This window comes from Streptomyces hygroscopicus (genome assembly GCF_026168105.1).
GTDB lineage: Bacteria > Actinomycetota > Actinomycetes > Streptomycetales > Streptomycetaceae > Streptomyces > Streptomyces hygroscopicus_D.
In genome coordinates this window covers 1-23,092 of the sequence record NZ_LBMW01000061.1, presented here as the reverse complement: position 1 = coordinate 23,092, position 23,092 = coordinate 1, and the positions used below count along the sequence as shown (strand labels likewise).

The following is a 23,092-nucleotide window of genomic DNA, read 5'->3' as shown; positions in this document are numbered from 1 at the left end:
GGTTCGGGTGGTTCAGGCAGCGCGCTGTTCCTCGGGATAGGCGCAGGTCACGCACATGCCGAGCGAGGTGGGGATGACGTATCCGGTGTCCACGCGGCAGGCCGGGCAGGTGCGGCGCGCGCACATCGCCTTGGCGAGCGCAGCGCGCTTGGCCGGCGTCATGGGCCGTACCGGCTTGGCTCGGTCGATGCGGTAGAGGTAGGCGACCAGCGGGCCGCGCCGGTAGCGCGGACGCAGCACCTGTGCCGCGATCGGCTGGCCACCGGGCCGTAAGCCCCGGGCACGGAGCTGACGGCGGGTCGCGAGCCCGTCGGGGGCGTACCGCCACGGGTAGGTCGGGAGGCCGTAGCGGGCGCCGTTCGGGTCGTAGCACTTGCCGAACGCCCCGGACATCAGGCCGCGGCTTCTTCAGGCCCGTCGGTCTCGTGCTCGGCACGCTCGGCCTTGAGCGCGTCGCGCAGGGTGCGGCCCTTGGCGGAGGACGTGCGGACCGCCTTGCGGATCGCCTCTGCTGTCAGCGCGTCATCCGACCAGTCGGCCGTCAACTCCCGTGCCTCAGCGAGGAGTTGGTCTGCCGTTCGGTTGGGTCGGGGCGTCCGGGCCGACGCTGGGACCCGACCGGTCGACCGCCGCGGCGCGTGGACGACCGCGGCGACGGCCCGCGTCGGGGTCGACTCCACCGACGCAATGGCCGGTGCCGGGCCGGTCGAGTCGACAGCCGGGAGTTCAGGCGTGGCGGCCGACGGTTCAGCCTCAACGGTCGGGGCCTCGGGGGTCGACTCGTGCAGGTCAGACCCCAACCGATTTACGGTGACCCGCGGAGATTCGTCCTGGTCTGCGCTCGGGACGGGTCGGTGGTGCAGCACCTTGGCAACCAGGTCCGAGCCGAAGTAGATCGACCCGACCGGAAGCGACGTTGCCAGCAGGACCAATGCCCAGTTGGCGGGGTCCCAGTCGGCCAACCGTCCCCAGTCGACCGTGCGGCCGTGCAACTCCGGGACCAGGCCGTGAACGTAGTTGAGGACCAGCGACGCGCCCGTGTAGGTGCCCAGCACCCGAAGCGCGAACGTCCGGTCGCGGTCGACCAGTACGAGGGTGGCGACCAGCGCCAGCGCCATCAGGCCGTCGACCACGATCGGGTAGAGGGTGGCGGCCGTGTGGTCCGCGCCGACCGCGTTGGCGATGTCCCGCAGCGCGTTCCACGAGACCCGGAACGCCATGCCGACCACGCCGACCAGCGCGGCCACTAGGAGGATCTTTCCCGTGCGGTTCATGCCGCTTCCCCCGTCCCGCCGGAGCGGCCGTCACGGTCGGCGGTGTGCAGGAACGGCACGGTGTGGGTGAGCGCGTCGGCGTACAGGGCGTCCCAGGCGGCGATCTCGTCGCCGTCCTCGCCCATCGCGCGGAGATCCGCGAGGATGTCGCGAGCCGCGTCCTCACGGGCGCGCCGCTCGTCGACCGTCTCGGGCCGGAGCGGGCCGCGGAAGAGATCGACGTCCAGACCAGCCGGCCGCTCGTCGAAGCCGAACGCCAACTCTTCGAACTCGGCCTGGTTCACAACCTGGTGATTGCCGATGTAGCTACGCATGACAGAACTCCTGACATCGAAGGGATGCCGGGGAGGTCGCGGTCCTTGGCGAGAGACGACCGCCCCGGAGAGAACCCACGCCGCGAGCGCGGCGGGTGGTGGCGCTAGCGGCCGTTGACCTCGTGGATCTTGACGTTCTTGACGTATCCGTCGCGGTGACGGACGAGCGTGAAGTAGCTACCGCCAACGTCCGTGATCCGGTGCGTCTCGCCCTTGTACTGGACGTCCGTTCCGACCTCGTGAGCGTTCGGGTGCTTGGGGTTCGTGATCCGACGCATGGAGGCGTCCTCTCGTATCGGGATCGGGACGTTGGTGCGTACGAAGCGCCGGGGCGGTCGCGGTCTGGCGACCACCCCGGAGAGAACCCGGGCCGCGAACGCGGCGGGTGGTGGAGCGCTGGTCGATCTGTGCTCGGCTCCCCTCAGCCCCGCTCGTACGAGACGAGCGGAGGAGGCAACCGGCCGCCGTACCAGAGCGCGGCGGCGAGGTGAGGTGATGCGTTGTCTCCTTCGGGAACACGGGCTCCCGCTTGAGGCGTATGGAGACGTGACCTTTCGGTCTAAGCCCTCCGGGAGTGCCAAGGGCCCCGGGTCCCTCGCCCCCGCCGAAGCGGGGCCTCATGACCCCTCTCGGGGCCCTTTGCGCACCGCGAATTGGAGGCGACTCCGCTATCTGGTGCGCACCAGTAGAGAACCATCTGGTGCGCACCAGGTCAAGAGGCTTCGCCGATTCGAGTAGCGGTTGCCCGCCTCGGTGCATGTCCAGAAGACCGCTCCAGGTGGGGGAGTCGGTAGCCAACAGGACTTAACTCCCGTCCTGTTAACCCCTGTTGACCTGCGGCAATGTGCGGCATGCTGGGAAGGTCAGTTGAGGGGATCGATCGCCGGACGGTGGTCTGTGAGCACAGGACTTCGAAGCGCGCGGACGGCGCGGGGCTGGTCTCAGGAGCGACTGGTTCGCGAGGTCGAGCGGTACGCCCGCCAGCACGTCACCGAGGTTGCCTCGACGGCGAGTTTGCGGGTGTACGTGTCCGAGTGGGAGAACGGCAAGCGCAAGATCTCGGACCACTACGCGACGATCCTGCGGCAACTCCTCGGCGTCACGGATGCGGAGTTGCGGGGCGCGCCGGCCGTCGCAGCGCTTCCGATAGCCGACGGATACGACGACTTGCTGAGCCGGATCGATTCGGCCAGCAGCGTCAGCGAGTCCATGGTGAAGGCGTTCAACGACCAGACGGAGCTACTCCGCACCATGGATCGCCAGAGGGGTGCAGCCCACCTCATCGACCAGATGACGGGCCATCTCTCCGCCCTGGAAGACGCGTTGAACTTCGCCGTGCTGCCGGGCGCACGTCGCCCGGTGGCGCTTGCGCTCGCCGGCGCGTCGACACTGGCCGCATGGCAGGCCATCGATGCGGGAGCGGTCGAGCGGGCATGGCGCCACTACGAACTCGCGAAGCGGGCGGCGCGCGACGCTGAGGCACCGATGTACCTCGCGCACGCCATGGGAGAGCAGGCGTATGTGTTGTGCGAGGCTGGTCGCCCGGCGCTCGGGCTTGAGCTGATTCGCGACGCGCAACGGGTCCTCGGGCAGGACGGATCGCCGCGGCTTTGGGCGTGGCTCTATGCCGCTGAGGCAGAGCTGTGTGCGCACGCCAACATGCCGGACGAGTCCAAACGGGCACTCGATGCGGCCATGGGCAAGATTCCTTCGGGAGCTGAGGACCGAGACCCGGACATGTTGAGCATCTTCCTGAACGGCGCTCATCTGGCCCGGTGGCGCGGCAACGTCCTCAGCCTGCTCGGCGACGATGACGCGGTGACCAGCCTGTACCGCGCCCTGGAAGTTGCGGACCCAACCTTTGTCCGCGCACGGGCTGGCATCCATGCGGATCTGGCCCACGCGCACCTGACGCGGGCCGAGTACGACGACGCGAACACCCAGCTGCGGCAGGCCCGGCTACTGGCGAGCCGTACCGGTTCGGTGCGGCAGCGTCGCCGCATCGACCTTCTCAGCGCGCGACTGTGACTCCCTGTGTGCGCCGGTTCGCCAGGATGTGCAGCAGGGCAACGAGGGTGCCGGACCCCATCAGCTCACCGCGCGCCATCAGCACTGGAATGTCGGCTAGGGGAACCCACTCGATGTGACCTGCTTCTTCCAGGTCCGAGGGCGAACCTACCTTTTCGGCGCCGTGGCCAACGAAGATCTCGTGAGGCGAGTCGACCATGCCCACCATGGGCTGATAGGTCACCACGTGCTCCAGCGACTTCGGCCGCCATCCGGTTTCCTCGACGACTTCGCGCATCGCTGTCTCTGCCGGGTCCTCCCCGTCGTCGACGATGCCACCCGGGAGCTCCCAGCCGAATTGCTGCGGTACGAAGCGGTACCGCCACATCATGAGCACGCGGTCCTGATCGTTCAGGACGGCGGTCACGGCCACGCGGTGGAGCCTCACTACGTGGTGCTCGAACGGCTCCATGCCTGGGGGCTCCACGTCCCAGAGCTGGAGCTTGACCCACCGGTTGTCATACAGGTCCCGCTCGCCATGGATGCGCCACGGCTCTAGCCCTTCCGGCCGCTCGACGCTAACCGCGCCCGGCACCCGGTACGAACTCCGACCGCGTACCTCCAGCGAGCCCTCAGCGACGAGACGGGCGAGCACTTGCCGAAGCGCCGTCCGGCCGATGCCCAGTTCTTCGACCAGCGTGCGCTCTGAGGGGAACTTGTCGCCGGCGGCGTACTCGCCGGCAGCGAGCCGTGCGTGAAGCGTCTCGTAGACCTTGGTCGTCTTCGGTCCCATCCGCGGAGCACTCTCCGTTCTGCCGTGGTGCGTACCAGCGTAGCGGCCAGGGGTCACGCTTCCTCCGGTCGATTCGCGGACGGATTTTCCATGATCAGGAAGAGACGTGGACGATGTGCTGGCCTCCCTGGGGTAGGTGTCAATAAAACCGCAGGTCAGAGCGGTGTTCCGGAAGTGATTCTGAGGGCACCACGGGAACGCTTCCCCTGCTTGGATGCCATCAGTCGTGATGACGTCTCCAAACCGCTCATAGAGTGGGGCGGCGGTCGACCTGAGCGCCGAACCCGATGACGCGCCATCGCTCGCCGGGTACCGGTTCCGTCGACCGGACATGGAGCTGGGCCACGTGACCCGTGGCAACTACGCCAGTTTTGCGTACATATTCGCCGTTTCGTAACTTCCTAATTTCGTGTATCAGCCAGCATTCTTTTCCAGCCCTCTTGCGGGGAGCCGGTGAAGCTGGATGATTGTAGGGCACCTTGGTGTCGTGCTACGCATAGGAAGCAGTCAAGCCGACAAGCCGTGAAGCGAGACGTCATTGAGTCAGCCCGTTGCCGCTCCGCGTTTCAGCGCCGAAGAGGTCGCTGACCGCCTAGGCGTTTCTGTAACTTTCCTTGGTTCTGGCGCATTCGGTGATACATGGAAAGCAGGCAGCGAAGCAGTAAAAGTCATCTGCGTTGATGACTATCCGAGGACGCGGCTAGAGCGAGAGATTGAAGGGCTGTCGCGCGTCAATTCTCCGTACGTCGTGGATTTCCGCGGAGTGGGCGAACTGACACTTGGGGGCCGACAGAGGCCAGTATTGCGCTTTGAGTACATCCCAGGCGGCGACGCTGAGCGGCGCCTTAACAATCATGAGTTTGTCCCGATGGACTCCGTGCTTGGCTTCCTACGCGGCCTGTTGCTAGGAGTGCAGGCTCTTCATAAGGCAGCGACGATTCATCGGGATATCAAACCTGCCAACATCGCTTTGCGTAATGGACAGTGGGACCGTCCAGTGCTGCTAGATCTTGGCCTTGCGAAGCAGATGGATGCGAGCACCATTACGGTGTATCCAGGGCACATCGGCACCATGCCTTACATGGCTCCGGAGCAACTCGAAGGACGACGCGCGCGTAAAGCTGCTGACTTGTGGGCCGTGGGTGTATCCGTCCGCCAAATGATTTCCGGTCGACATCCTTTTTACTTGCCGAACGAGAAGTACACTCTCGACGAGGCGTTCGCCAAGCTTGTGTCTGGGCCCGAGGACTTGCCGCAAAATTGCCCAGACGAGGTTCGGCAGGTGCTAGATAGGCTTACGGCGGTCGTCGAACACGAAAGGGGTAGTAGCGCCAGTAACTTGGCGCGACTCGCCACGCAGTAGGGGGAGGGAAATGGCGCACGAAGAGCCGGAACCGATGCCCGAGGATGTTTTGGACTGGCTTGGGGACGAAGACAGCATTGCTCGGGAAATTGATGAGGAGCAATTGCAAGACGAGGCAGCGAATGCTTGGCTGGCTGCCGAAGAAGCATATGTTCCGCTTGACGACGGCCACGGGTACCTAGCCGTAGGGGGAACCGACGCAGGAAGCGTAGTATCCGCACTGCCAGCGGGATCGTCGCCAATCGGCAAAACGACGGCGCCTGCAATCTCCAGTCGTGATGACGCCTTGATGGGCGACCGCCCGGTCTACCTTGTGCACCGCGGTGGCAGGTACGCGGACCTGTTGCCGATGGTGATGGGCGACTTGCATCACAAGAAGGGCCGGTCCCTAACTGTGGGAACTGTAGCCGGCCTACCTTCTGCCAAGCCGGGCAAGATCGCCTCATTCTTCGACCAAGCGTCGGTGGCGGCACTTCGTATCGCCGACCCCCAGTGCTACCGTCTTGACGAAAAGGTACTTCGACTGCCGCCCAACCCAATCGGGAAGCGAGCCTTGGAGTACGCGCCCTACCTCTCCTCCGCTGAGGAGACCGATTGGCTGCGTGGAGTTCTGGACGCGCAGCGGGCCGTCGGAGCGAACCTGCTCCTGACTTCCGGACGGGCACTCAACCCGGATGATCCGCAGAACTCCCTGGACTCCACCTTCCAGGAAGCGGACCAGGCCCTTGCCTTGACCGAGCGAGGCGAGCGTGTGGCTCTGAATCTGACGATTCCAGCCCGCTGGCTTGCTGTTGGTCCTCTGCGTAACCGGCTCTTGGACGAAATCCTCGAGCAAGACCAGTTCGACGTGCTTTACGTCAGGATCCAGTGGGCACAGACGAAGGCATTTACACCAACCGAAGACGCTGATCTCCTCATGGGCATTAGGAGACTTGCAAATCTCTGCCAAGATGAGGGAAGGTCGCTGCTGCTTCCACAGACCGGCCTGACCGGCTGGTTCGCTCTGGCGCACGGTGCCACTGGTTACGGGATTGGTGTCAGCGGAAGTGACCAGTGCTTCGCTGAGTACGCCTTTAGGCGCGGACGCCCAGGGCAGCAGCAGGCTCAACGGTACTTTGAGAAGCAGATGCTGCACACGATCGATAGCAGTTCCCACGACGTGTTGCGCACGGTGCCAGGCTACCTTGACTGCGACTGTTCCTATTGTCCTAGTCTACTCGAAACCCAACCCTGGTCGCACCCACTTGCTGCGCTGCACCATATCTTCTCTATGGGTGCCTTAACGGCACGTGTACAGGAAGACTCGACTCGGGGTGGACGCCATGCGGCAGTTCGACGGATTGTGTCCGCTGCTAGGCGGTGGCTGAATGGACTGCCGCCTCTCGGGTCCGGTGATGCCCCCCGACATTTGGCCGTCTGGGATCAGGCCCTGTAGTCGTAGTCAAATCCACACCGAAAACAAGTCCAATTGTGCCGCTCACTTCACCATTGGAATAGAGGTGAGCGGCTCTTTCGGCAAGCAGCTCGCGATACGCATTGAGCCTAGTTCTGTGCTTGAGCCGGGTGGGTGAGACGGCGGTCTGAATACCGTCATGGGAGTCCAACGTGGCCAAGCCAATTCCTGCTCGTGTGAACCATTCATGGTGGGCTGTAGCGGGTGCCGAGTGAGTGGAATCAACTACTAGCCACGACTCGTCTGCCGATGCTCGATGCCGCAACGTTTGACTGTATCCGCTACGCCAATCGCTGATTTTGACTTCAATCGTGCCTACATAATCGGCAAGAGTCTCATACTGTGACACGGACCGCCAACGTCCTCGTGATTCTTTCTCGACGTGACCATACTCCCTGAGCCTCGGCAAAATAACCGATGACATGTACTTCGCGCTAAGCGGCACTCGATTAGCGAGTGTTGCGGAGCTTACCGTTTCGGTCGTAGTGGAGGTGAGAGCGAGAAGTACGCAGATATCAGCAAAGTCCACAATGAAGGATTGAGAGCTGGCAACTCTTCGACTTAGGGCAGGCTTGTTAAAATCGACGCAGACGATGTCGGGAATTCCGGCTGCAGTCTGCACCTCAAAAAGCGTTTCGATTTCCCGTCCCGGTAGGAAGTGGGAGGCCTGCTTTTTGATAGGCGCGAGCATGTCGGCTTCTCTTTCGTATCGCTTCGTCCGCACGCCGCTCCTCCGATTGAGACTAACGGGTATCAGTGTACAGTTGTCGGTCGGTTTGCGCTATAGGTGGGGTGACATTTTTGCTGCGTGGTCCTCGAAACTCGCTAGGTCTGCTTTTGTTTCCTGAGCCCCACTTAAGGCCCTTCAGGTGCCGCCTAGAGGTTTAGCTGGTTTTAGATAGAGGGGAGCCGGGCGGTATGGGCCAACCTGGGTGGTCTATAAATCGCCCCTCATCTACCCAGTAGGAATTCCTGAGTCGGCGATAGTCGTAGTCGCTGCCTTGAGGGGTGCGTTTCACTATGAGAAATCCGTGATTCTCCAACTCCTTCCTGCCTCTGGTCCAAGTGTTATGCGAAAGACCGTATGAGTCACGTCTTTCTTTCGTGATATAGCGGGGCTTTTCATGGCCGCCTTGATGTTCGAGCAGTGCAAACAATATGGCGATGCCTGTTGCGCTTAGATGAAGGATCCAGCCGTTCCGCCAGAACTCCATCGGGACGCCTACGTACCGTCCCTGAGTGCTGGCGCGCACATACGGGCGCTCGACCGCCTCTGTGGACAACAATTTGATAGCGGGAGTGTTGCCGGGCCTCGGCTCCAATTCGATGAAGCCATTGCGACTCAGCCACTTGAGGTTGCTGCTTACCCGCCGCGAGCCGGTGTCAGGTGGCAGAGCGAGCATGCGAGCCCAAGAGAGCGGGACAGGCGGCTGTCGGATGTCGTAGGGGGCCGCCGTGGCCATCATCGTGATGCACAGGTACAGCTTGAGACGGACCTCACCGCCCCGGCCGCCTTGGACGAGTCGGGCGAGGGGGGGCTGCTCCCCGTCAACCTGCGACCTGACGAAGGTGGGTGGAAACGGCACCTTCCCACGCCGCGCCGCCTTATCGACAGCTTTCTCTAACCGCCTGACTGCCGCGGGGTGTAGTGGGTTCTGCAAGTCGTCGACCTTCGTGGAGGAGAAACGGGGGGTACAGGGGTCCCAGGGATACTGGGGGTCCAGGGGGGTTCTTCCTTAGTACCTTCCCCCAAGAGCATTCAACCTCTGCTCCATAGTTGCCGGGTTGTGACCCTGGGAAGGCGTGGGTAAGTCTTCGCGCAAGCATCGAGACTCCTCTACTAGCGTCATTTAGGGCTTTTGACCTGCGATTTTTCCTCTGTCACCTTTGGAGCTGCCTCGCTAGAGGGCGCAGGCGAATACGGTTGCTCGGCGCGAGAGCGCTGAGAGGAGGAGATCAGGTGAACGGGAAAAGTCCCTCCCAGAGGGGCATCTGGCTGGCGATCATCCTTCTGGCCAGCCTGGGGGTAGCCGCAGTGGCTGGTGCACTCTTCCACCTGGCGGGTGCCGCTGCGCCGACCGTGATGGGGGCCAGTGGCGCAGCGTTCATGGGTGTCGCGAGTCTCGGCCTGGCAGCACATCGCTTTATTGCCGAATGAATCGCGGGCTGCCAGCGTGGACGAGACGTGGACGAGGAGATGTGACTCGCATCCGGTAAGGGCCGTTGTCGCAGGTAGGAGGTGCGTCCGCTTTCCGAGCGTGATCGGACTGTAAATCTGTCGGCTATGCCTACCCAGGTTCGAATCCTGGCGCCGCCACTTTGGGGAAGACCCTCTCTGATCTGCGGAGACGCAGATCAGAGAGGGTCTCTTCGTGCTCTGGGACGATCTTTTGAGCAGAATCGAAACAGGGTGACTTGTTTCACGCTGTGCCGGGCGGATTCCGGGGCTGATCAGGGATTCCGGACCGGACGCGGACCAAGTGGGCGCGATTGGCGGCGTGTTTGGGCGATGTCGTCGGGTCCTCGTTGTCGACGGCCAGCCGCCTGCACTCTGCCCGGATGCTCCCGCGGCCGGCACGTCGGGATCGCTCAAACGACACAGAGGTGGTCCCTGTGACCTCCAGCGATGGAGGGCCAGGGGCCTTGGGAAGCCTGCCGGTGATAGCTGGCCGGACAAAGGCCATGGCCGAGGCCGTGCCGAAGGGCGCACGTGCGCCCGCTCAGCAAGGCGGACACTCGCCTCAAGTGCTGCCATCAGGTCCAGCGCCGGGGAAGGCTCCGCCGACTGGACGAGCTCACCGCCGGTGATCTTCGCGTCCACGAGCTGCTCAAGGGCGTGGGCGTAGTCGTCGTCCACCTCGCCGACGTTGATGCCGGCGAGTTCCCGGATCAGCGCCTCGGCCAGCTCCAGCTCCCGGTCGGTGATCGGAGTGGAGGGCGCGATGTCTCCGGGGTCGCGCAGCTCGTCCTGCCTCAGGAGAGTTCGAAGGACGAGAACGCCGTGGCGGGGGCGGAGCAGCGCCAAGCGCTCCCGCTGCGCAGGGCGACCTTGGTCTCGGGCACCTGCAGCCGATGGTGGGCTCGCGGCCGAGAGGTCATTGCGATGTTCCTCGCCTGCCGCTCGGCGCGCGACCGGATGATCATGCTCCTGCTGTCCCATGCCGGAATGCGTCCACAGATTCCGCGCCGGGGCCCCTGGGCCCAATTCCGGCCGTGCCGGTGCGGATGCGCCGCAGGCGGAGCTACGGGGGGAGTCAGATCGGCGCGGCGGGCCGCAGGCCATCGGCGATCACTGCGAGTGTGAGCTCGACGACCTGGTCACGGGCGCTGCGGGGCAGCCTGCGCAGGGGTCCGTCGAGTAGCAGCGACGCCAGGCCGTGGACGCCGGCCCAGGCGGCGGCCTCGGCGCCGGGCCTGCGGTCGGGGGCGATCAGGCCTGCCGCTAAGAGCTCGTCGAGGATGTCGCCGAGCAGGCGGTAGGACCGTGCGGCGAAGCCCAGGTCGTCCAGGCCGGGACCCAGGTCCCGGTCCTGCTCCTGCCGGGCTGCTCCGGTGTGCTCGAGGCGGTGGAAGGCGGTGCGGAACAGCCCCGGCTGGTCGAGGGCGAAGTTGACGTAGCCGCGTCCGATCGCGAGCAGTCGCCCCCGGGCCCGGAGCCCCGCGTCGACGGCGGGGGTGGATTCGTCCGCGCGGTCGAGTGCCGCCCGCATCGCGTCCGCGAGCGCCGTCTGAGCCTGCTCCTTCACCTCGCCCAGCAGGTCGGCGTGGTTGGCGAAGTGCCGGTAGGCGGCGGTGGGGGAGACCCCGACCCGGCGCGCGGCCTCGCGCAGTACCACCGCTTCGGGGCCGCCCTCCCGGGCGAGTTCCGCTCCGGCCGCGGACAGCGCCTTGTGCAGATCGCCGTGATGGTAGGCGCTGCGCTGTTGCTGGCTTCGCTCGTTCACGCTTTCTACTCTGCCGCATGTTGACGCCGTTAGCATTATCGTGCCAATGTTCACGGCGTAAACATTGAGCATGCCGTAATCCCCGGAAGGGACCCATGAACGGAACGCAGCCTCAAAACCGTCCACCCGGGCCGCTGGCACGGCTCGGCCGCCTGGTCCACCGTCGCGCACGCGTGGTCCTGGCGCTGTCCGTGGTAGCGATGCTGGCCGCCGGCGTCCTCGGCGTCGGCGCCTTCGGCAAGCTCCAGGGCGGCGGCTTCGACGACCCGAAGTCGCCGTCGAGCCGCGCCGCCGCCCTCATCGACGCGCGCTTCGGCGGGCAGAGCGACCTGGTGCTGCTCGTCCACGCCCGTACCGGGCGGGTCGACGCCGGTCCCGCCGACGCCGCCGGACACGCCCTCACCGCCAGACTCCGGTCAGAACCCGGTCTCGCCTACCTCACCTCGTACTGGGACGCGGGCGCCGCGTCCCTGCGCACCCCGGACGGCACGGATGCCCTGATACTCGCCCACGTCCGGGGCACCGAGGAGCAAGCTGCCACCACCGCCCAGGACCTGATCACCCGTTACACCGGCGACCAGGGTGCGCTCAGCATCCAGGCCGGGGGTCCGCGAGGTGTCAACCACGATGTCTCCGCCCAGGTCGCCAAGGATCTGGGGCTCGCCGAGGGCATCGCCGTCCCGGTCACCCTGCTGCTCCTCGCGCTGGCGTTCGGCAGTGCCGTGGCCGCCCTGCTGCCGCTCGCCGTGGGCATCATCGCCGTGCTGGGGACCTTCGCCGAGCTCGATGTGCTGGGCAGTGTCACCAGCGTCTCCGTCTTCGCGATCAACATCACCACCGCGCTCGGTCTGGGCCTGGGCATCGACTACGCGCTGCTGCTGGTCAGCCGCTTCCGGGAGGAGCTCGCCGCAGGGCAGCCGGTACCCGACGCGCTCGTCGCCACGGTCAGCTCGGCGGGCCGCACCATCGTGTTCTCCGCCGCCACAGTGGCCTCCGCGATGGCCGCGCTGCTGCTCTTCCCGCCCTTCTTCCTGCGCTCGTTCGCCTATGCGGGCATCGGCGTCGTGGCCATCGCTGCGCTAGCCGCGCTGTTCGTCGTCCCGGCGCTGCTCGCCCTGCTCGGCACCCGCGTCAACGCCTGGCGCCTGCCCTGGCCCAGGACCGTCCCCGGCGCCTCGGCCCCCGGCTGGGGACGCCTCGCCGCACGGGTCATGCGCCGGCCCGCCCTGTGGGTGCTGCCCGTCCTCGCCCTGCTGCTGCTCGCCGCCAGCCCGCTGCTCGGGGTCACCTTCGGCACCCCGGACCAGCGGGTCCTGCCCAGCAGCGCACCCAGCCGCCAGGTCGCCGACCTGCTCGCCTCGCGCTTCCCCGGCAATGACAGCTCGGCTGTGCAAATCGTCACCGACGGGCCCGTCGACGCCGGTTCGCTCGCCGCCTACGCCGGATCCCTGTCCCGAATCGGCGGCGTCGCGGACGTGCAGAGCAGCGCCGGGATCTTCCACGGCGGAGCGCTCATCGCCCCCGCCACCGGCGCCCTGGCCCCGCTCGGCACCGTGGACGCCCAGCGCCTGATCGTCGCCACGGCCACCGCGTCCAGGTCCGCCGCCGCCCAGGACCTGGTCCGGGCCCTGCGCGCCGCGCCTGCCCCGGCCGGGACGCACACCCTGGTCGGCGGCGGCGACGCAGCCCTGGTCGACGCCAAGCACACCATCGCCGCCAAGCTGCCCTACGCGATCGGCTTGGTCGCGGCCACCACCTTCCTGCTGCTGTTCCTCTTCACGGGCAGCGTGGTGCAGCCGCTGCGCGCGCTGGTGCTGAACGCGGTCACCCTGTCTGCGGCGCTGGGCACCATGGTCTGGATGTTCCAGGACGGCCACCTGTCAGGCCTGTTGGGCTTCAGCCCGCAGCCGATGGACACCTCGATGGCCGTGCTGATGTTCTGCGTGGCCTTCGGGCTGAGCATGGACTACGAGGTCTTCGTCACCAGCCGGATCAAGGAACTGCACGACCACGGCGCGGATCCGCACGAGGCCGTCACCCAGGGCCTGGCCAGGACCGGCCGGATCGTGACCACCGCAGCCGGACTACTGGCCGTCAGCTTCTTCGCCTTCGCCACCGGCAAGGTGAGCTTTCTGCAGATGTTCGGCCTGGGCAGCGGCCTGGCCATCGTCCTGGACTCGATCCTGGTCCGCGGCGTGCTGGTGCCCGCATCCATGCGCCTGCTGGGCTCCGCCGCCTGGTACGCCCCGGCTCCGCTACGCCGCCTGCACCGCCGCATCGGACTCTCCGAGACACCCGCCCCGGCGCCGTCCCCGGCACCGGACCACGCCCGCGCTCGGCAAGAAGAAGTGGTCAGTGACTTGTCGGAATCCCACTGATGACAAGTCGTTGAGAACTACCGCCGCGCCTTTGACAAATCGTCGATATGACTCCATAGCCGTCGTCGCCATGCTGCTCGCCGCGCTCGCGGTGGCGTTGCTCGGCCCAACAGCCGTGCATGCGAGCAGCGTTGGCGGCGGCAGTCGGACAGCTCCGGCGGTGCCGCCGGTACGGTCCGCAACGGTGCCGGCCAACCTGTCCACTCCTACGCCAACGCCATCCGGGAGACGGTCTGGGTGGACACCGGGCCCGGCGGTGACCGGAACGGCCACACCGATCGCGTGGCGGCCGACATCATCCGGCCCAGCGAGCCGGCGTCCGCCGGCCTGAAGATCCCGGCCATCATGGACGTCAGCCCGTACTACGCCTGCTGTGGGCGCGGCAACGAGAGCCGGCTCCGGTGTTCCCCGAGGCTCCCCGCACAACGTGGCACGCATCTGGCACGACCACTTCGTCCCGAACTGCCGGATGCGGGCACTGCGGTGGCAATGGCTGGTCGGGGGGCTGCTCGTGGCCCACGATGGTCGTCTGCAGGCGTCACGGTTGCTGTCTACTCCGTTGCCGCACCGTGTTTGCGCGGACCGCAGGGCGTTGCCTTTGACAATCAGTCTTGCCTGGTGATGTGTGCGCCAGAGATGATCGTGGATCATGCGCCTTGACGAACTGAGCCCCGGTGAGCGCCAGTTGTGGAACTCCTTCGCACAGGGGGGCGCTGTCGACGTCCGCAGCGGGGCGTCATCGGAGGAGCCGACCGTACGGGCCGAGGTTGTCGCGGCGCTGCTGCTCGGTGCCGGCGACGAGCCCGCCCCAGGAGATCGTCCGGCGCTGCGTCTGACCGGGGCCCGCATCACCGGTCTCCTGGACGTGCGCTTTGTGGAAGTCCTGATGCCGGTCGTCCTGGCAGACTGCAGCTTCGAAGCCGTGCCCCTGTTGCAGGGAGCCAGGATCCACGAGGTGGTCCTCACCGGATGCACGCTGCCGGGGCTCGATGTCGGTATGGCCCAGATCGACGGCAGGCTGGTGCTGTCACGGTGCCGCCTGAGCGGCCCTCTGCTGCTCACCCGGGCCCGGATCCACGGGGATGTCGACTTGACGGACACGGTGATCACGGCGCCGGAGACCGAGGCGATATCCGCCGTGCATCTGCGCGCCGGTGGCGACATGCTGTGCAGGAACCTGGACGTCCAGGGTGGATTTCGCCTGTCCGGGGCCTCCGTCTCCGGCGAGTTCGACCTGGAGGGCGCCACCCTCAGCAACCCAGGGGGTCACGCCCTGGATGCCTACCACGTCCAGATCACCGAGGACTTCACCTTCCACCCGGGCTTCACCGCCGAGGGACGGATAATTCTCTCCGGCGCCACAGTCGGCGCGGCGATCGGGTTCTGCGGGGCTCGGCTGTGCAACTCCGGCGATATCGCCCTGGAGGCCGTCGACGTCGGCGTGAACCGCAACTTCGACCTCGGTGAGGGGCTCAGTGTCGAAGGCGGCATCAAACTCGACGGCAGCCGCATCGGAACCCGGCTCAGCTTCCGCGACGCTACCGTGACAAATCCGGGCGGCACCGCCGTGTCCCTGCGCCTGGCCCAGGCCCGGGAAACCGACCTGCGCACTCGGCAGCCGATCGACGGCACTGTCGACGCCGGCAGCGCCCACCTGGGCACCTTGTACGACGCCGCGGATTCCTGGCCCGCTGATCTCCGCCTCGCCGAGACCGTCTACGACAGCCTCGCCACCCCGCTCACAGCCCCCGAGCGCCTTGACTGGCTCCGACGCGGCACTGACGGGTACGTCCCGCAGCCGTATGAGCAACTCGCGGCTTCATACCGCCGCCTCGGCCACGAGGACGAGGCACGCACGGTGCTCCTCGCCAAACAACGCCACCGCCGCGCCGCCCTTCCGCTCCACCGCCGACTGTGGGGCCATATCCAGGACGTCACTGTCGGCTACGGCTACCGGCCCCTCCGCGCCGCTCTGTGGCTCCTGGCACTGCTTGCCATCGGCACGCTCTTCTTCACGCAGCACCCGCCGGCACCGCTCGAAGCGGGCAAGACGCCACAGTTCAACGCCCTCTTCTACACGGTGGACGTGCTGCTCCCGATCGCCAGTTTCGGTCAAGAAGCCGCCTTCGCGCCTCGCGGCACCGGCCAATGGCTCGCCTACGCGCTGACCGCCGCCGGCTGGATCCTCGCCACCACCGTCGCTGCCGGAATCTCCCGAGCGATCAGCCGTCAGTGACCATCCCGATGCCAACTCGCACCGGGTTGCCCGCGTCCCGGGCAATGCGAAGCTGCGACACCTGCTTCAGGAGTTCGATCCGAGTCCGCCACGGCTGCTGCCGTCGACTGGTGCGACAGCCGGGCAGAGACGCTGGTGCACGCCTCCGTTCGGAGTTGTCGATGTCAGCCGTGGATGTCAGGAGCCTGCTGATCCGTTGCTCGGGAGAGAACGGAATCTGAGATGGAAGGCCCGTGGCAAGCTGCCGCTTCCCCCGTAACCGGTGGGAGCCGGCTGCCTTGGGTCACGCCGCACTCATGCCTGAGACGTGTCCTTGCGGGTCCTCGAACACAGAGGCCTCGTCTTCCCCGAAGTCCGGGGCCTGGAAGGGGTTTGTCGTCGGAGGCGGCAATGCTGTGGCCGAACAGCGAGGTGCCACTTCCAGAGCGGAGAACAGCGAGGTCAGATCGATGAGAGGTCTCCCTTCGTTACGTCCCTGAAGGGACATGGCGTGCCGTGATCGGGCACAGCGGGTCCTACAGCTTGGTCATCTTGGCGTACGGGCTCAGGATCCGCTCTTGCGTCGAGCCGAAATCCACGAGCGCCGCGATCCCGTCCTCGATGCCGATCACCCGGCCGAGGCCGTACACGTCGTGCGTGACCTGGTCGCCCACGGCGAAGTGCTTGGGAGCTGGCGTGACCGGGGCCTTGAAGGGGCTGGTAGGCAAGTGACGCTTCGGTGCAGCAGGCTTTGTCATTGCCCCCAGTATGCGCCTGCGGGCATCCCCTTCGCTGCGGCCGTCCACGTCGGTTTCGACACAGATCAGGACGGCAACATCGACTTCAGGAGAGGGGCGGGGGCGTCGTGCCGATGACCTGCGGTTTCGATACCTGGTGCGAGAGACCGAAACTCGATCGCAGGACATCGTTGACCGTGGCCGACCTGCGCGTCGGGCACGGTTGTGGCACGAGCCTCAGCCGACGACAGTCAGCCACGACGGCGGGCCCGCCGACCGACCAGGCACGCGTGGTCCTCGCTGCACCCCCACCGGCCCCAGTCATGCCGGACGGACGCGCCAGACGGGCCGACCGCCCCGACGCCACCGGAGGTCCACCCAGTACTGGAGTTGCGCCTCTGCCCCTGTCGAGACCGGCAAACCAGCAATTTGTCGGCTATGTCCACCCAGGTTCGAATCCTGGCGCCGCCACTCACGGGGGAGACCCCTCTGATCTGCGGAGACGCGGAACGGAGGAGGTCTCCTCATACTCCGGGGCGATCTTTCGAGCAGAATCGAAACAGGGTGACCTGTCTCACACTGTGCCGGACGGATCCGGGGCTGATCAGGGTTTCCGGGCCAATCGACCACGTGGTCGCAGGCGTAGGTGGTCAGCTGTGCGGTCAGTTGTGTGGCTATACAGCAGCGAGTTACAGCAACCACGATGACCGCAGCCGACCGCTACCAGCCCAGGCCGACCGGCTGACCGGCTGACCGGCCGGGCAGACCTCAGCGACCGGCTCGATTCTGTCACTGACCATGCAGGACGGTCTGGACCTCTCGGCGTTAAGGGCGGGCCTGTGCTGCACGCCGCTCGTTGTGGCCTTCTTCGTCACCGGACTGCTCGCCGGCCGGCTCGCCCCGAGGTGCGGGCGGTGGGGGCTGGAGGCGGGCGCCCTCGTCGGCCCGGCGGGCTTCGCGGCGACCGTCGCCGTCGGCGCGTCCTCGGGTGGCGGGCTCGGGCCGGCCGTGCTGCTGCCCGGCCTGGTCGCCGTCGGCGCGGGCAACGGTCTCCTGATCACTCCGCTGCTCAACGCTGTCCTCGCGCGCGTCACTCCGCAGGAGGCCGGTATGACGTGGCCGAGCAGGCGCCGGACCGGTCCAGCGCCGGACCGGTCCAGCGCCGGACCGGTCCGTGCGGTGGTCCCGTCCGAGCCGTGTGCCGTGTGCCGTGTGCCGTGTGCCGTGTGCCGTGGAGCCGTGTGCCGCGACCGCGGGCCCTCTCGCGGGGTGGCGGGGTCTTGTTGGCCGGGGCGGGGCCCTGTTGGCCGGGTCGGCGGCGGCTCCGTCACCCGCTCGAACCGGCGAAAAGTGCGGGTCAGTGCTTGGTGCGGGCAGTGAAGAGCGGCAGCGTGTCGGTCAGCTCCAGTACGCGTTCCACTGCGGGGCCGGCCGCCCGTATGGTCACTGACTTGCCTTTCTGCAGTGCCAGTCGGCGCACGGCGAGAAGGACGTTCAGGCTGGCACAGTCCCAGAAGGAGACCTCTTTGAGGTCGAGATCGATGCCGTGGACGGAAGAGTTGAGGGCGCCGACCAGGGAGCGCCTGAGCACGTCTTCGGAGTCGTGGTCGATCGCCCCGCGCAGCACCACGACCGTCCTGCCGCTGCGGGGATGGTTGTTGACGGTCAGTAGGTAGGGCAGGCTCGCGGCCACAACGGGTCGTCCTTCGGATTGCGTCGAAGACTCCGCCCAGTGGGCACACTTCGGCCCAACGGCCTCGTCCCAGGGCACCTGTCCGTCCTCCCTCGCGGATCTTCCCCCGTCGGACACGTCACTGCGTACATGAAATATATGTCAGGTGTTCGACCAGGGCCAGGGGTAAACCGTAGGATTGAGGCATGGTTGGAGTGCCTGAATCTCACACCGGATGGACGTTCGTCACCAACCACGCACGTGTGCTGGCAGCCATTGCCGACGACCCGAACATCCGCATCCGTGACATCGCCGCTCACTGTCGGCTCACCGAACGAGCCGTTCAGCGCATCATTTCCGATCTTGAACAGGACGGCTACCTGTCCCACACGCGCGAGGGGCGTACGAACACGTATCGCATCGAGCCGGGCAAAGTGCTACGGCATCCGGCTGAAGCCGGTCTCACCGTCGCGTCCCTGCTCTCCCTGCTGGTTCAGGACGAGGCCAGCCGTGTCACCCAGCCGGCCGCGCAGGCCCGTTCACAGTAAGAGCCAGCCACGCCTCCTCGCGGATGCTCCGTCAGTACCTCACGTCTGTACGCCACTTCGGCGGGTGACGCGACGCCCTCGGCGGTGTCGTGTTGCGCGGCTGTGACATCGGACGCACGGTTCACGGACAGTAGGCTGCCAGGCTCCTCCCATCGAACAGAGCGGCAAGCGGTCGGGCGGCGCGGAACAGCCCCGGGACAGCGATGCGGCTCTGGCACTGACGCAGCTCACCATCTGCCGATGTCCCTGGGGGATCAATTCATGACCGCTCGTGTCCGTAACACTGCTGCCGCCATCGCCCTCGCTGCCGCCGTCACCGGCACCGTACTGCTGAGCGGATCCGGCGCCGCCCTGGCCGCCGCCCCGGCTGCCGCAGTCGCCAAGGGCAGCTCGCACGGGACCCTGACGATCAGCAACGGCACCAAGTACGTACTGATCAACGGCCGCTGGGTGAACTTCGGAGCGGTCGTCCGGGACCTCGCCTGGTCCCCCAACGGCACCAAGGCCGCCTTCATCGACGGCGCGGGGAACCTGGACATCGCCAACCCGGACGGCAGCCACCGCGTCGTCGTCGCCAAGAATCCCGGCAACCAGAACTGGTCCCACCCCACCTGGCAGGTCACCAAGGCCGACCCCCGCGACGGCATCCCCGCGAAGAACAACCTCATCTTCGCCGCCCGCGCCAAGGGCGTGTCCAAGCTGGAGTACGTGGCCGCCACGGCAGTCAACGGCACGCCCAGGACGCTGCCCCTGGGCAGAGAGGCCGGCGAGGGCGTACCGGCGCTGCCGCAGACCGGCAACGTGTGGCCGAACGCGGCCGGCAGCTACGGCACTTCGGTCTACGCGAACGCCAACACCGGTGACGTCTACATCCGCGACGACTACATCCGGCAGCAGGGCAGCGCGCTGACCAAGGGCTCACAGCCGGCGCTGTCGCCCAACGAGGAGGAGATCGTCTTCGTGCGCTCCGTCGCCGGCCACGACCACATCCTCGTGGAGGACTTCACCAACGGCCGAGGCCACGTCACGGACCTCACCCCGCACGCCACCACCGACTACACCGAGCCCGCCTGGTCCGCCGACGGCACCACACTGGCCGTGCGGACCCCCGCCGGCACCGTGACCATGCCCGCCAACGGCTCGGGCCACCCGACCAAGGTCACCTCGGTCGTCGGCCTGGCCGCCTACCGCCCCTGATCCCGTCCGACGGGACCCGGCCGGGCCCGTCCGAGGCGCGGAGTCACTCCGCCGCCCGGGCGAGTTCGGCCCTCAGTTCTTCCAGATGCGCGTCGGCCGTGTCGTGCGGCAGGAACTCGACCACCTCGAGGAATCGGAACAGGACCTGGCTGCTGGTGATCGCGTACTCGTAGTCCTTGAACGCCACCACCGCGCCCATCGCGCCACGGACGGCGCCCCGAACGACATGCTCGGTCATCTCGTCGGGTTCGGCCGCCGACAGCCCTCGCCGCGCGTTGGGACGGGCCAGGTACGGGCACACCATCGAGGCGTACAGCATGCACGCGCGGTGCCCGGGCCCTTCCAAGGTCGGCGCGAGATTGCGGTAGGGGCGCCCGGCGGCCAGCGCCTCCCCGATCGCGGCGCTCTCCGCGGCGCCCACCACCCGCCAGACCGGACCCCGCGGCATGACCTCGTTGCAGACCGAGCAGAGCCGCTTGCGGGCACAGTTGGCGCTGCGCTCGTAGTCCGTGAGGGCGAACTGCGGTTGTTCCCCCTCCCACGGGGTGATCGCCGGAACGGGGTAGCCGCGGGTGTCGCGGGGCCTGGCCTCAACGGTCGGCGGCATGGGAACCATCTCGAAGCGCACGCCCCATGACTACCAGGCAGTTGATGTGTTCGGCGACTGCCCACGGGGCGCGACCGCTCTCCGTGCGGCCGCTCCCTGTGTCGGCCGACCCCGTGCTCGTACGCTGGGGTCATGTCGTCGCGCCGCAGGCACTGCCCCGAGTGCCGTCGGGACATCGCCGTCGTCGCGGGACGGTTCGCGCGGCACGACCCGCCGGGGGCGCTGGACAGCGGGGTGCTCGTCTCCTGCGCGGGATCGCGTCGGCTCGCGCAGGCCGACGCCGCGCAGCCCACCCTCGACGGGTACGCCGTGCCGGAGTTCCCCGGGCAGTTGCCCCTCTTCTGACGGGTGGTGTCCCGGCTCCACCGAACCCCTTCCGCCGAAGACGTTTCCCGAAGCCGTTGGCGCCTCGTCAGGAGTGCCGTCTCTCCAACCGGTTCACCAGACGTCCTCCCCCGCCCGGCACCAGCACCGGCACCGCCACCCCGCTCAGTTCCCCGCGATCGACTTCACCGCCACCGAGATCGGGGTGGAACCGCTGATCACTTCCAGGACCAGCCCGGCCGTCGCGGGCGTGTCGACCAGCTCCGCCAGGACCGCCGCCACGTCGTCGCGAGGGATCATGCCGCGACCGGTGTGCGCCTCCAGGCGTACGAGGCCCGTACCGGCGTCGCTCGTGAGCATGCCGGGACGAAGGATCGTCCAGTCCAGGGACTTGTGGGCGCGAATGTACGCGTCGGCCTCGCCCTTCGCGCGCAGATAGACGTCGAAGACGTCGTCGCCCGGGTGCTCCGGATCCGCGCCCATCGACGAGACGGCGAGGAACCGGCGTACGCCCGCGCGTCCCGCCGCGTCCGCGAACAGGATGGCCGCGTCCCGGTCCACCGTGAACTTGCGGTCCACGCCACTGCCCGGGCCCGCGCCCGCCGCGAAGACGGCCGCGTCGGCCCCCTCCAGGTGCCCTGCGACCTCTTCGACCGACGCCGACTCCAGGTCGCACACAATCGGCCCGGCGCCCGCCTCCCGCAGATCGTCGGCCTGTTCCGCGCGGCGGATGATCCCCGCCGCCTCGTCACCGCGCGCGGCGAGCAACCGCTCCAGCCGCAGCGCGATCTGACCATGACCACCAGCGATGACAATGCGCATGTCTCCGACCGTACGCCCGGATGGACGCGTTTGCCGCACGACCACACGCACGTCCCGGTTCTCACCCATGGGCACCACGCGCACCACGCGATTGCCCAGACGGCGCCGTCTCACCGCACAGAGCTGTCGGCGCTTCAAGCGCCCCTCTTGCGCTCCACGCGCCCCCGAGGCACCTCGCCCTCACGACGGCTGCGTTCGTCCCTGCCGAGGCAGATCCAGCGCCACCGCCGCCGAGTTGCAGTACTCGCGCACCGCACTCGTACGAGCCACCACGCGCCCCCGGTGCACCACCACACGGCTGTACGCGAGCGACAACGCGCCCGCCAGACGGTCGCCGCGCACGGCGAGGAGTTCCGCCGGAAAGCCCGCCTCCACGCGCACCTCGGGCAGACCGAGCGCAGCCCGTGCCGACGCGCTCACCGTGTCGTACGCGTCCTCGGGGCACAGCCCATAGCGCGACGTCAGCAGATACGCCGCCTCAAGGGGATCCCCGCGCCCCACAGGGTTCGACACATCCCTGAGCGCCCCGCTGCCCGCCGCGACCCGCACCCCGGCCGACCGCAGCAGCCGTACCGGAGCCGTGCCGCGCCGCTCGACGCCGCCGCAGCCGCCCTGCGGAAGGCAGACCACCGTCACACCCGCGGCGGCGAGCTGGTCGGCGGCGCGGGCGGCCGCCTCCGCGGGGAGGCGCCCGAGTCCGCCGCAGGGGCCCAGCGTCACCCCGGGACGCAGGCCGCCCGCCATCGCCGCGAGCCGGGCGAGACGCGCGGGGTCGTCGGCGTCGGTGTGCAGGTCAACGGGGCAGCCGAACTCGGAGGCCAGCTCCAGGACCGCTTCCGTGTACCCGCTCGGATCGGGGTCCCCGTCCGGGCAGCCGCCCACCACCGTCGCGCCCATCTTCAGCGCGTCCCGCAGCAGCGCGAGACCGTCCGCCCCGGCGGCCCCGGTCAGTGCCCGCGGCATCGCCACCGCCGTCAGTTCGGCGAGCCCGCAGAGCGAACGCCGCGCCCTCAGTACGGCCGCCAGCGCGTCCAGCCCCTGTACGTCTCCGATGCGCACGTGCGAGCGCAGGGCCGTCGCGCCGTGGCCGAGCTGCAGCAGCGCCGCCTCCGTGGTTCGGCGCTGGACGTCCTCGGGCTCGTACGACACCGGGCCGTCGCCGTCCGCGGACAGGGCCGTGTCGCTGTGCGCGTGCGGCTCGGCGGGGGCCGGCAGGAGCAGATAGCCGCGAAGGTCGACACGGGCGCCCGCGGCCGTCGTCGCCAGGCTGCCCGCTGTGCCCACGGCCTCGATGCGCCCGCCGCCCAGCCGCACATCCACCGTCCGGCCGTCGGTGAGCCGCGCCCCGCACAACAGCAGGGCGGCCGCGTTGGCCGGGCCCGATGGGGAGCACAGGGAAAGGGAGGACGGGGAGGACGGGGAGGACGGGGAGGACGGGGAGGAC

The 23,092-nt window shown here is 67.6% G+C and carries 21 protein-coding genes; 9 read left to right on the top strand and 12 right to left on the bottom strand.

Annotated elements, in window-relative coordinates:
• Positions 1-12 precede the first annotated feature (12 nt).
• The 4 genes from AAW14_RS34955 to AAW14_RS34940 all read right to left on the bottom strand — a co-directional run bounded on the left by AAW14_RS34955 (position 13) and on the right by AAW14_RS34940 (position 1,866).
• Positions 13-393, bottom strand: a complete 381-nt coding sequence (locus AAW14_RS34955; protein ID WP_265568473.1) for an RRQRL motif-containing zinc-binding protein — start codon at positions 391-393, stop codon at positions 13-15.
• Positions 393-1,274, bottom strand: a complete 882-nt coding sequence (locus tag AAW14_RS34950) for a DUF2637 domain-containing protein (RefSeq protein ID WP_265568472.1) — start codon at positions 1,272-1,274, stop codon at positions 393-395. Before AAW14_RS34950 ends, AAW14_RS34955 begins: the two co-directional genes overlap by 1 nt.
• Positions 1,271-1,588: a hypothetical protein gene (locus tag AAW14_RS34945; protein ID WP_265568471.1), complete on the bottom strand. Its 318-nt coding sequence runs from the start codon at positions 1,586-1,588 to the stop codon at positions 1,271-1,273. Before AAW14_RS34945 ends, AAW14_RS34950 begins: the two co-directional genes overlap by 4 nt.
• Positions 1,589-1,692: 104 nt before the next feature.
• Entirely contained in the window at positions 1,693-1,866 is a 174-nt protein-coding gene (locus tag AAW14_RS34940) for a hypothetical protein (RefSeq protein ID WP_265568470.1), read from the bottom strand.
• Between the two features lie 742 nt (positions 1,867-2,608).
• Between AAW14_RS34940 and AAW14_RS34935 the strand changes: the two genes are divergently transcribed.
• Entirely contained in the window at positions 2,609-3,616 is a 1,008-nt protein-coding gene (locus AAW14_RS34935; RefSeq protein ID WP_265568490.1) for an XRE family transcriptional regulator, read from the top strand.
• Here the strand turns inward: AAW14_RS34935 and AAW14_RS34930 are convergent.
• Positions 3,600-4,388, bottom strand: coding sequence for an NUDIX domain-containing protein (locus tag AAW14_RS34930; protein ID WP_265568469.1), 789 nt, complete (start codon positions 4,386-4,388; stop codon positions 3,600-3,602). The two genes, AAW14_RS34935 and AAW14_RS34930, sit on opposite strands and share 17 nt — an antisense overlap.
• Before the next feature lie 538 nt (positions 4,389-4,926).
• Between AAW14_RS34930 and AAW14_RS34925 the strand changes: the two genes are divergently transcribed.
• The 3 genes from AAW14_RS34925 to AAW14_RS34915 all read left to right on the top strand — a co-directional run bounded on the left by AAW14_RS34925 (position 4,927) and on the right by AAW14_RS34915 (position 9,362).
• Complete coding sequence (locus AAW14_RS34925) at positions 4,927-5,751, top strand: serine/threonine-protein kinase (protein WP_265568468.1); 825 nt, start codon at positions 4,927-4,929, stop codon at positions 5,749-5,751.
• A 10-nt stretch (positions 5,752-5,761) separates the two neighbouring features.
• A complete protein-coding gene (locus AAW14_RS34920; RefSeq protein ID WP_265568467.1) occupies positions 5,762-7,186 on the top strand; it encodes a hypothetical protein in 1,425 nt (474 codons plus the stop codon).
• A gap of 1,978 nt (positions 7,187-9,164) precedes the next feature.
• The gene (locus AAW14_RS34915; protein ID WP_265568466.1) at positions 9,165-9,362 is read left to right on the top strand and encodes a hypothetical protein; all 198 of its coding nucleotides are present in this window, start codon (positions 9,165-9,167) and stop codon (positions 9,360-9,362) included.
• Between the two features lie 815 nt (positions 9,363-10,177).
• Here AAW14_RS34915 and AAW14_RS34910 read toward each other — a convergent pair.
• Positions 10,178-10,303: a hypothetical protein gene (locus tag AAW14_RS34910; protein WP_265568465.1), complete on the bottom strand. Its 126-nt coding sequence runs from the start codon at positions 10,301-10,303 to the stop codon at positions 10,178-10,180.
• 155 nt (positions 10,304-10,458) lie between these two features.
• A complete protein-coding gene (locus AAW14_RS34905) occupies positions 10,459-11,148 on the bottom strand; it encodes a TetR/AcrR family transcriptional regulator (protein ID WP_265568464.1) in 690 nt (229 codons plus the stop codon).
• A gap of 95 nt (positions 11,149-11,243) precedes the next feature.
• Between AAW14_RS34905 and AAW14_RS34900 the strand changes: the two genes are divergently transcribed.
• On the top strand, positions 11,244-13,526 hold the full coding sequence (locus tag AAW14_RS34900) for an MMPL family transporter (protein WP_265568463.1): 2,283 nt from the start codon (positions 11,244-11,246) through the stop codon (positions 13,524-13,526).
• Between the two features lie 649 nt (positions 13,527-14,175).
• The gene (locus AAW14_RS34890) at positions 14,176-15,762 is read left to right on the top strand and encodes an oxidoreductase (RefSeq protein ID WP_265568462.1); all 1,587 of its coding nucleotides are present in this window, start codon (positions 14,176-14,178) and stop codon (positions 15,760-15,762) included.
• 515 nt (positions 15,763-16,277) lie between these two features.
• Here the strand turns inward: AAW14_RS34890 and AAW14_RS34885 are convergent.
• Together AAW14_RS34885 and AAW14_RS34880 are read right to left on the bottom strand one after the other, a co-directional pair.
• Positions 16,278-16,499, bottom strand: coding sequence for a hypothetical protein (locus AAW14_RS34885; protein WP_265568461.1), 222 nt, complete (start codon positions 16,497-16,499; stop codon positions 16,278-16,280).
• Between the two features lie 1,336 nt (positions 16,500-17,835).
• Positions 17,836-18,171, bottom strand: coding sequence for an STAS domain-containing protein (locus AAW14_RS34880; protein WP_265568460.1), 336 nt, complete (start codon positions 18,169-18,171; stop codon positions 17,836-17,838).
• A gap of 185 nt (positions 18,172-18,356) precedes the next feature.
• Here AAW14_RS34880 and AAW14_RS34875 point away from each other — a divergent pair, with 185 nt between their 5' ends.
• Entirely contained in the window at positions 18,357-18,698 is a 342-nt protein-coding gene (locus AAW14_RS34875) for a helix-turn-helix transcriptional regulator (protein WP_265568459.1), read from the top strand.
• A 261-nt stretch (positions 18,699-18,959) separates the two neighbouring features.
• Positions 18,960-19,895, top strand: a complete 936-nt coding sequence (locus AAW14_RS34870) for a hypothetical protein (protein WP_265568458.1) — start codon at positions 18,960-18,962, stop codon at positions 19,893-19,895.
• 43 nt (positions 19,896-19,938) lie between these two features.
• On the opposite strand, the gene AAW14_RS34865 is transcribed toward AAW14_RS34870, so the two are convergent.
• A complete protein-coding gene (locus AAW14_RS34865; protein ID WP_265568457.1) occupies positions 19,939-20,502 on the bottom strand; it encodes a hypothetical protein in 564 nt (187 codons plus the stop codon).
• A gap of 132 nt (positions 20,503-20,634) precedes the next feature.
• Here AAW14_RS34865 and AAW14_RS34860 point away from each other — a divergent pair, with 132 nt between their 5' ends.
• Entirely contained in the window at positions 20,635-20,847 is a 213-nt protein-coding gene (locus tag AAW14_RS34860; RefSeq protein ID WP_265568456.1) for a hypothetical protein, read from the top strand.
• A gap of 144 nt (positions 20,848-20,991) precedes the next feature.
• Here the strand turns inward: AAW14_RS34860 and AAW14_RS34855 are convergent, their stop codons facing one another.
• The gene (locus tag AAW14_RS34855) at positions 20,992-21,648 is read right to left on the bottom strand and encodes an SDR family oxidoreductase (RefSeq protein WP_265568455.1); all 657 of its coding nucleotides are present in this window, start codon (positions 21,646-21,648) and stop codon (positions 20,992-20,994) included.
• Between the two features lie 180 nt (positions 21,649-21,828).
• A partial coding sequence (locus AAW14_RS34850) for an amidohydrolase family protein (RefSeq protein ID WP_416223422.1) occupies positions 21,829-23,092 on the bottom strand: 1,264 nt, incomplete at its 5' end.

Bases quoted from the DNA above. Each gene is read 5' to 3' on its own strand.
- AAW14_RS34950 (WP_265568472.1), bottom strand. From the start codon at position 1,274: ATGAACCGCACGGGAAAGATCCTCCTAGTGGCCGCGCTGGTCGGCGTG.
- AAW14_RS34855 (WP_265568455.1), bottom strand. From the start codon at position 21,648: ATGCGCATTGTCATCGCTGGTGGTCATGGTCAGATCGCGCTGCGGCTG.
- AAW14_RS34930 (WP_265568469.1), bottom strand. From the start codon at position 4,388: ATGGGACCGAAGACGACCAAGGTCTACGAGACGCTTCACGCACGGCTC.
- AAW14_RS34945 (WP_265568471.1), bottom strand. From the start codon at position 1,588: ATGCGTAGCTACATCGGCAATCACCAGGTTGTGAACCAGGCCGAGTTC.
- AAW14_RS34955 (WP_265568473.1), bottom strand. From the start codon at position 393: ATGTCCGGGGCGTTCGGCAAGTGCTACGACCCGAACGGCGCCCGCTAC.
- AAW14_RS34860 (WP_265568456.1), top strand. From the start codon at position 20,635: ATGTCGTCGCGCCGCAGGCACTGCCCCGAGTGCCGTCGGGACATCGCC.
- AAW14_RS34910 (WP_265568465.1), bottom strand. From the start codon at position 10,303: ATGACCTCTCGGCCGCGAGCCCACCATCGGCTGCAGGTGCCCGAGACC.
- AAW14_RS34920 (WP_265568467.1), top strand. From the start codon at position 5,762: ATGGCGCACGAAGAGCCGGAACCGATGCCCGAGGATGTTTTGGACTGG.
- AAW14_RS34870 (WP_265568458.1), top strand. From the start codon at position 18,960: ATGACCGCTCGTGTCCGTAACACTGCTGCCGCCATCGCCCTCGCTGCC.
- AAW14_RS34900 (WP_265568463.1), top strand. From the start codon at position 11,244: ATGAACGGAACGCAGCCTCAAAACCGTCCACCCGGGCCGCTGGCACGG.
- AAW14_RS34875 (WP_265568459.1), top strand. From the start codon at position 18,357: ATGGTTGGAGTGCCTGAATCTCACACCGGATGGACGTTCGTCACCAAC.
- AAW14_RS34885 (WP_265568461.1), bottom strand. From the start codon at position 16,499: ATGACAAAGCCTGCTGCACCGAAGCGTCACTTGCCTACCAGCCCCTTC.
- AAW14_RS34940 (WP_265568470.1), bottom strand. From the start codon at position 1,866: ATGCGTCGGATCACGAACCCCAAGCACCCGAACGCTCACGAGGTCGGA.
- AAW14_RS34890 (WP_265568462.1), top strand. From the start codon at position 14,176: ATGCGCCTTGACGAACTGAGCCCCGGTGAGCGCCAGTTGTGGAACTCC.
- AAW14_RS34865 (WP_265568457.1), bottom strand. From the start codon at position 20,502: ATGCCGCCGACCGTTGAGGCCAGGCCCCGCGACACCCGCGGCTACCCC.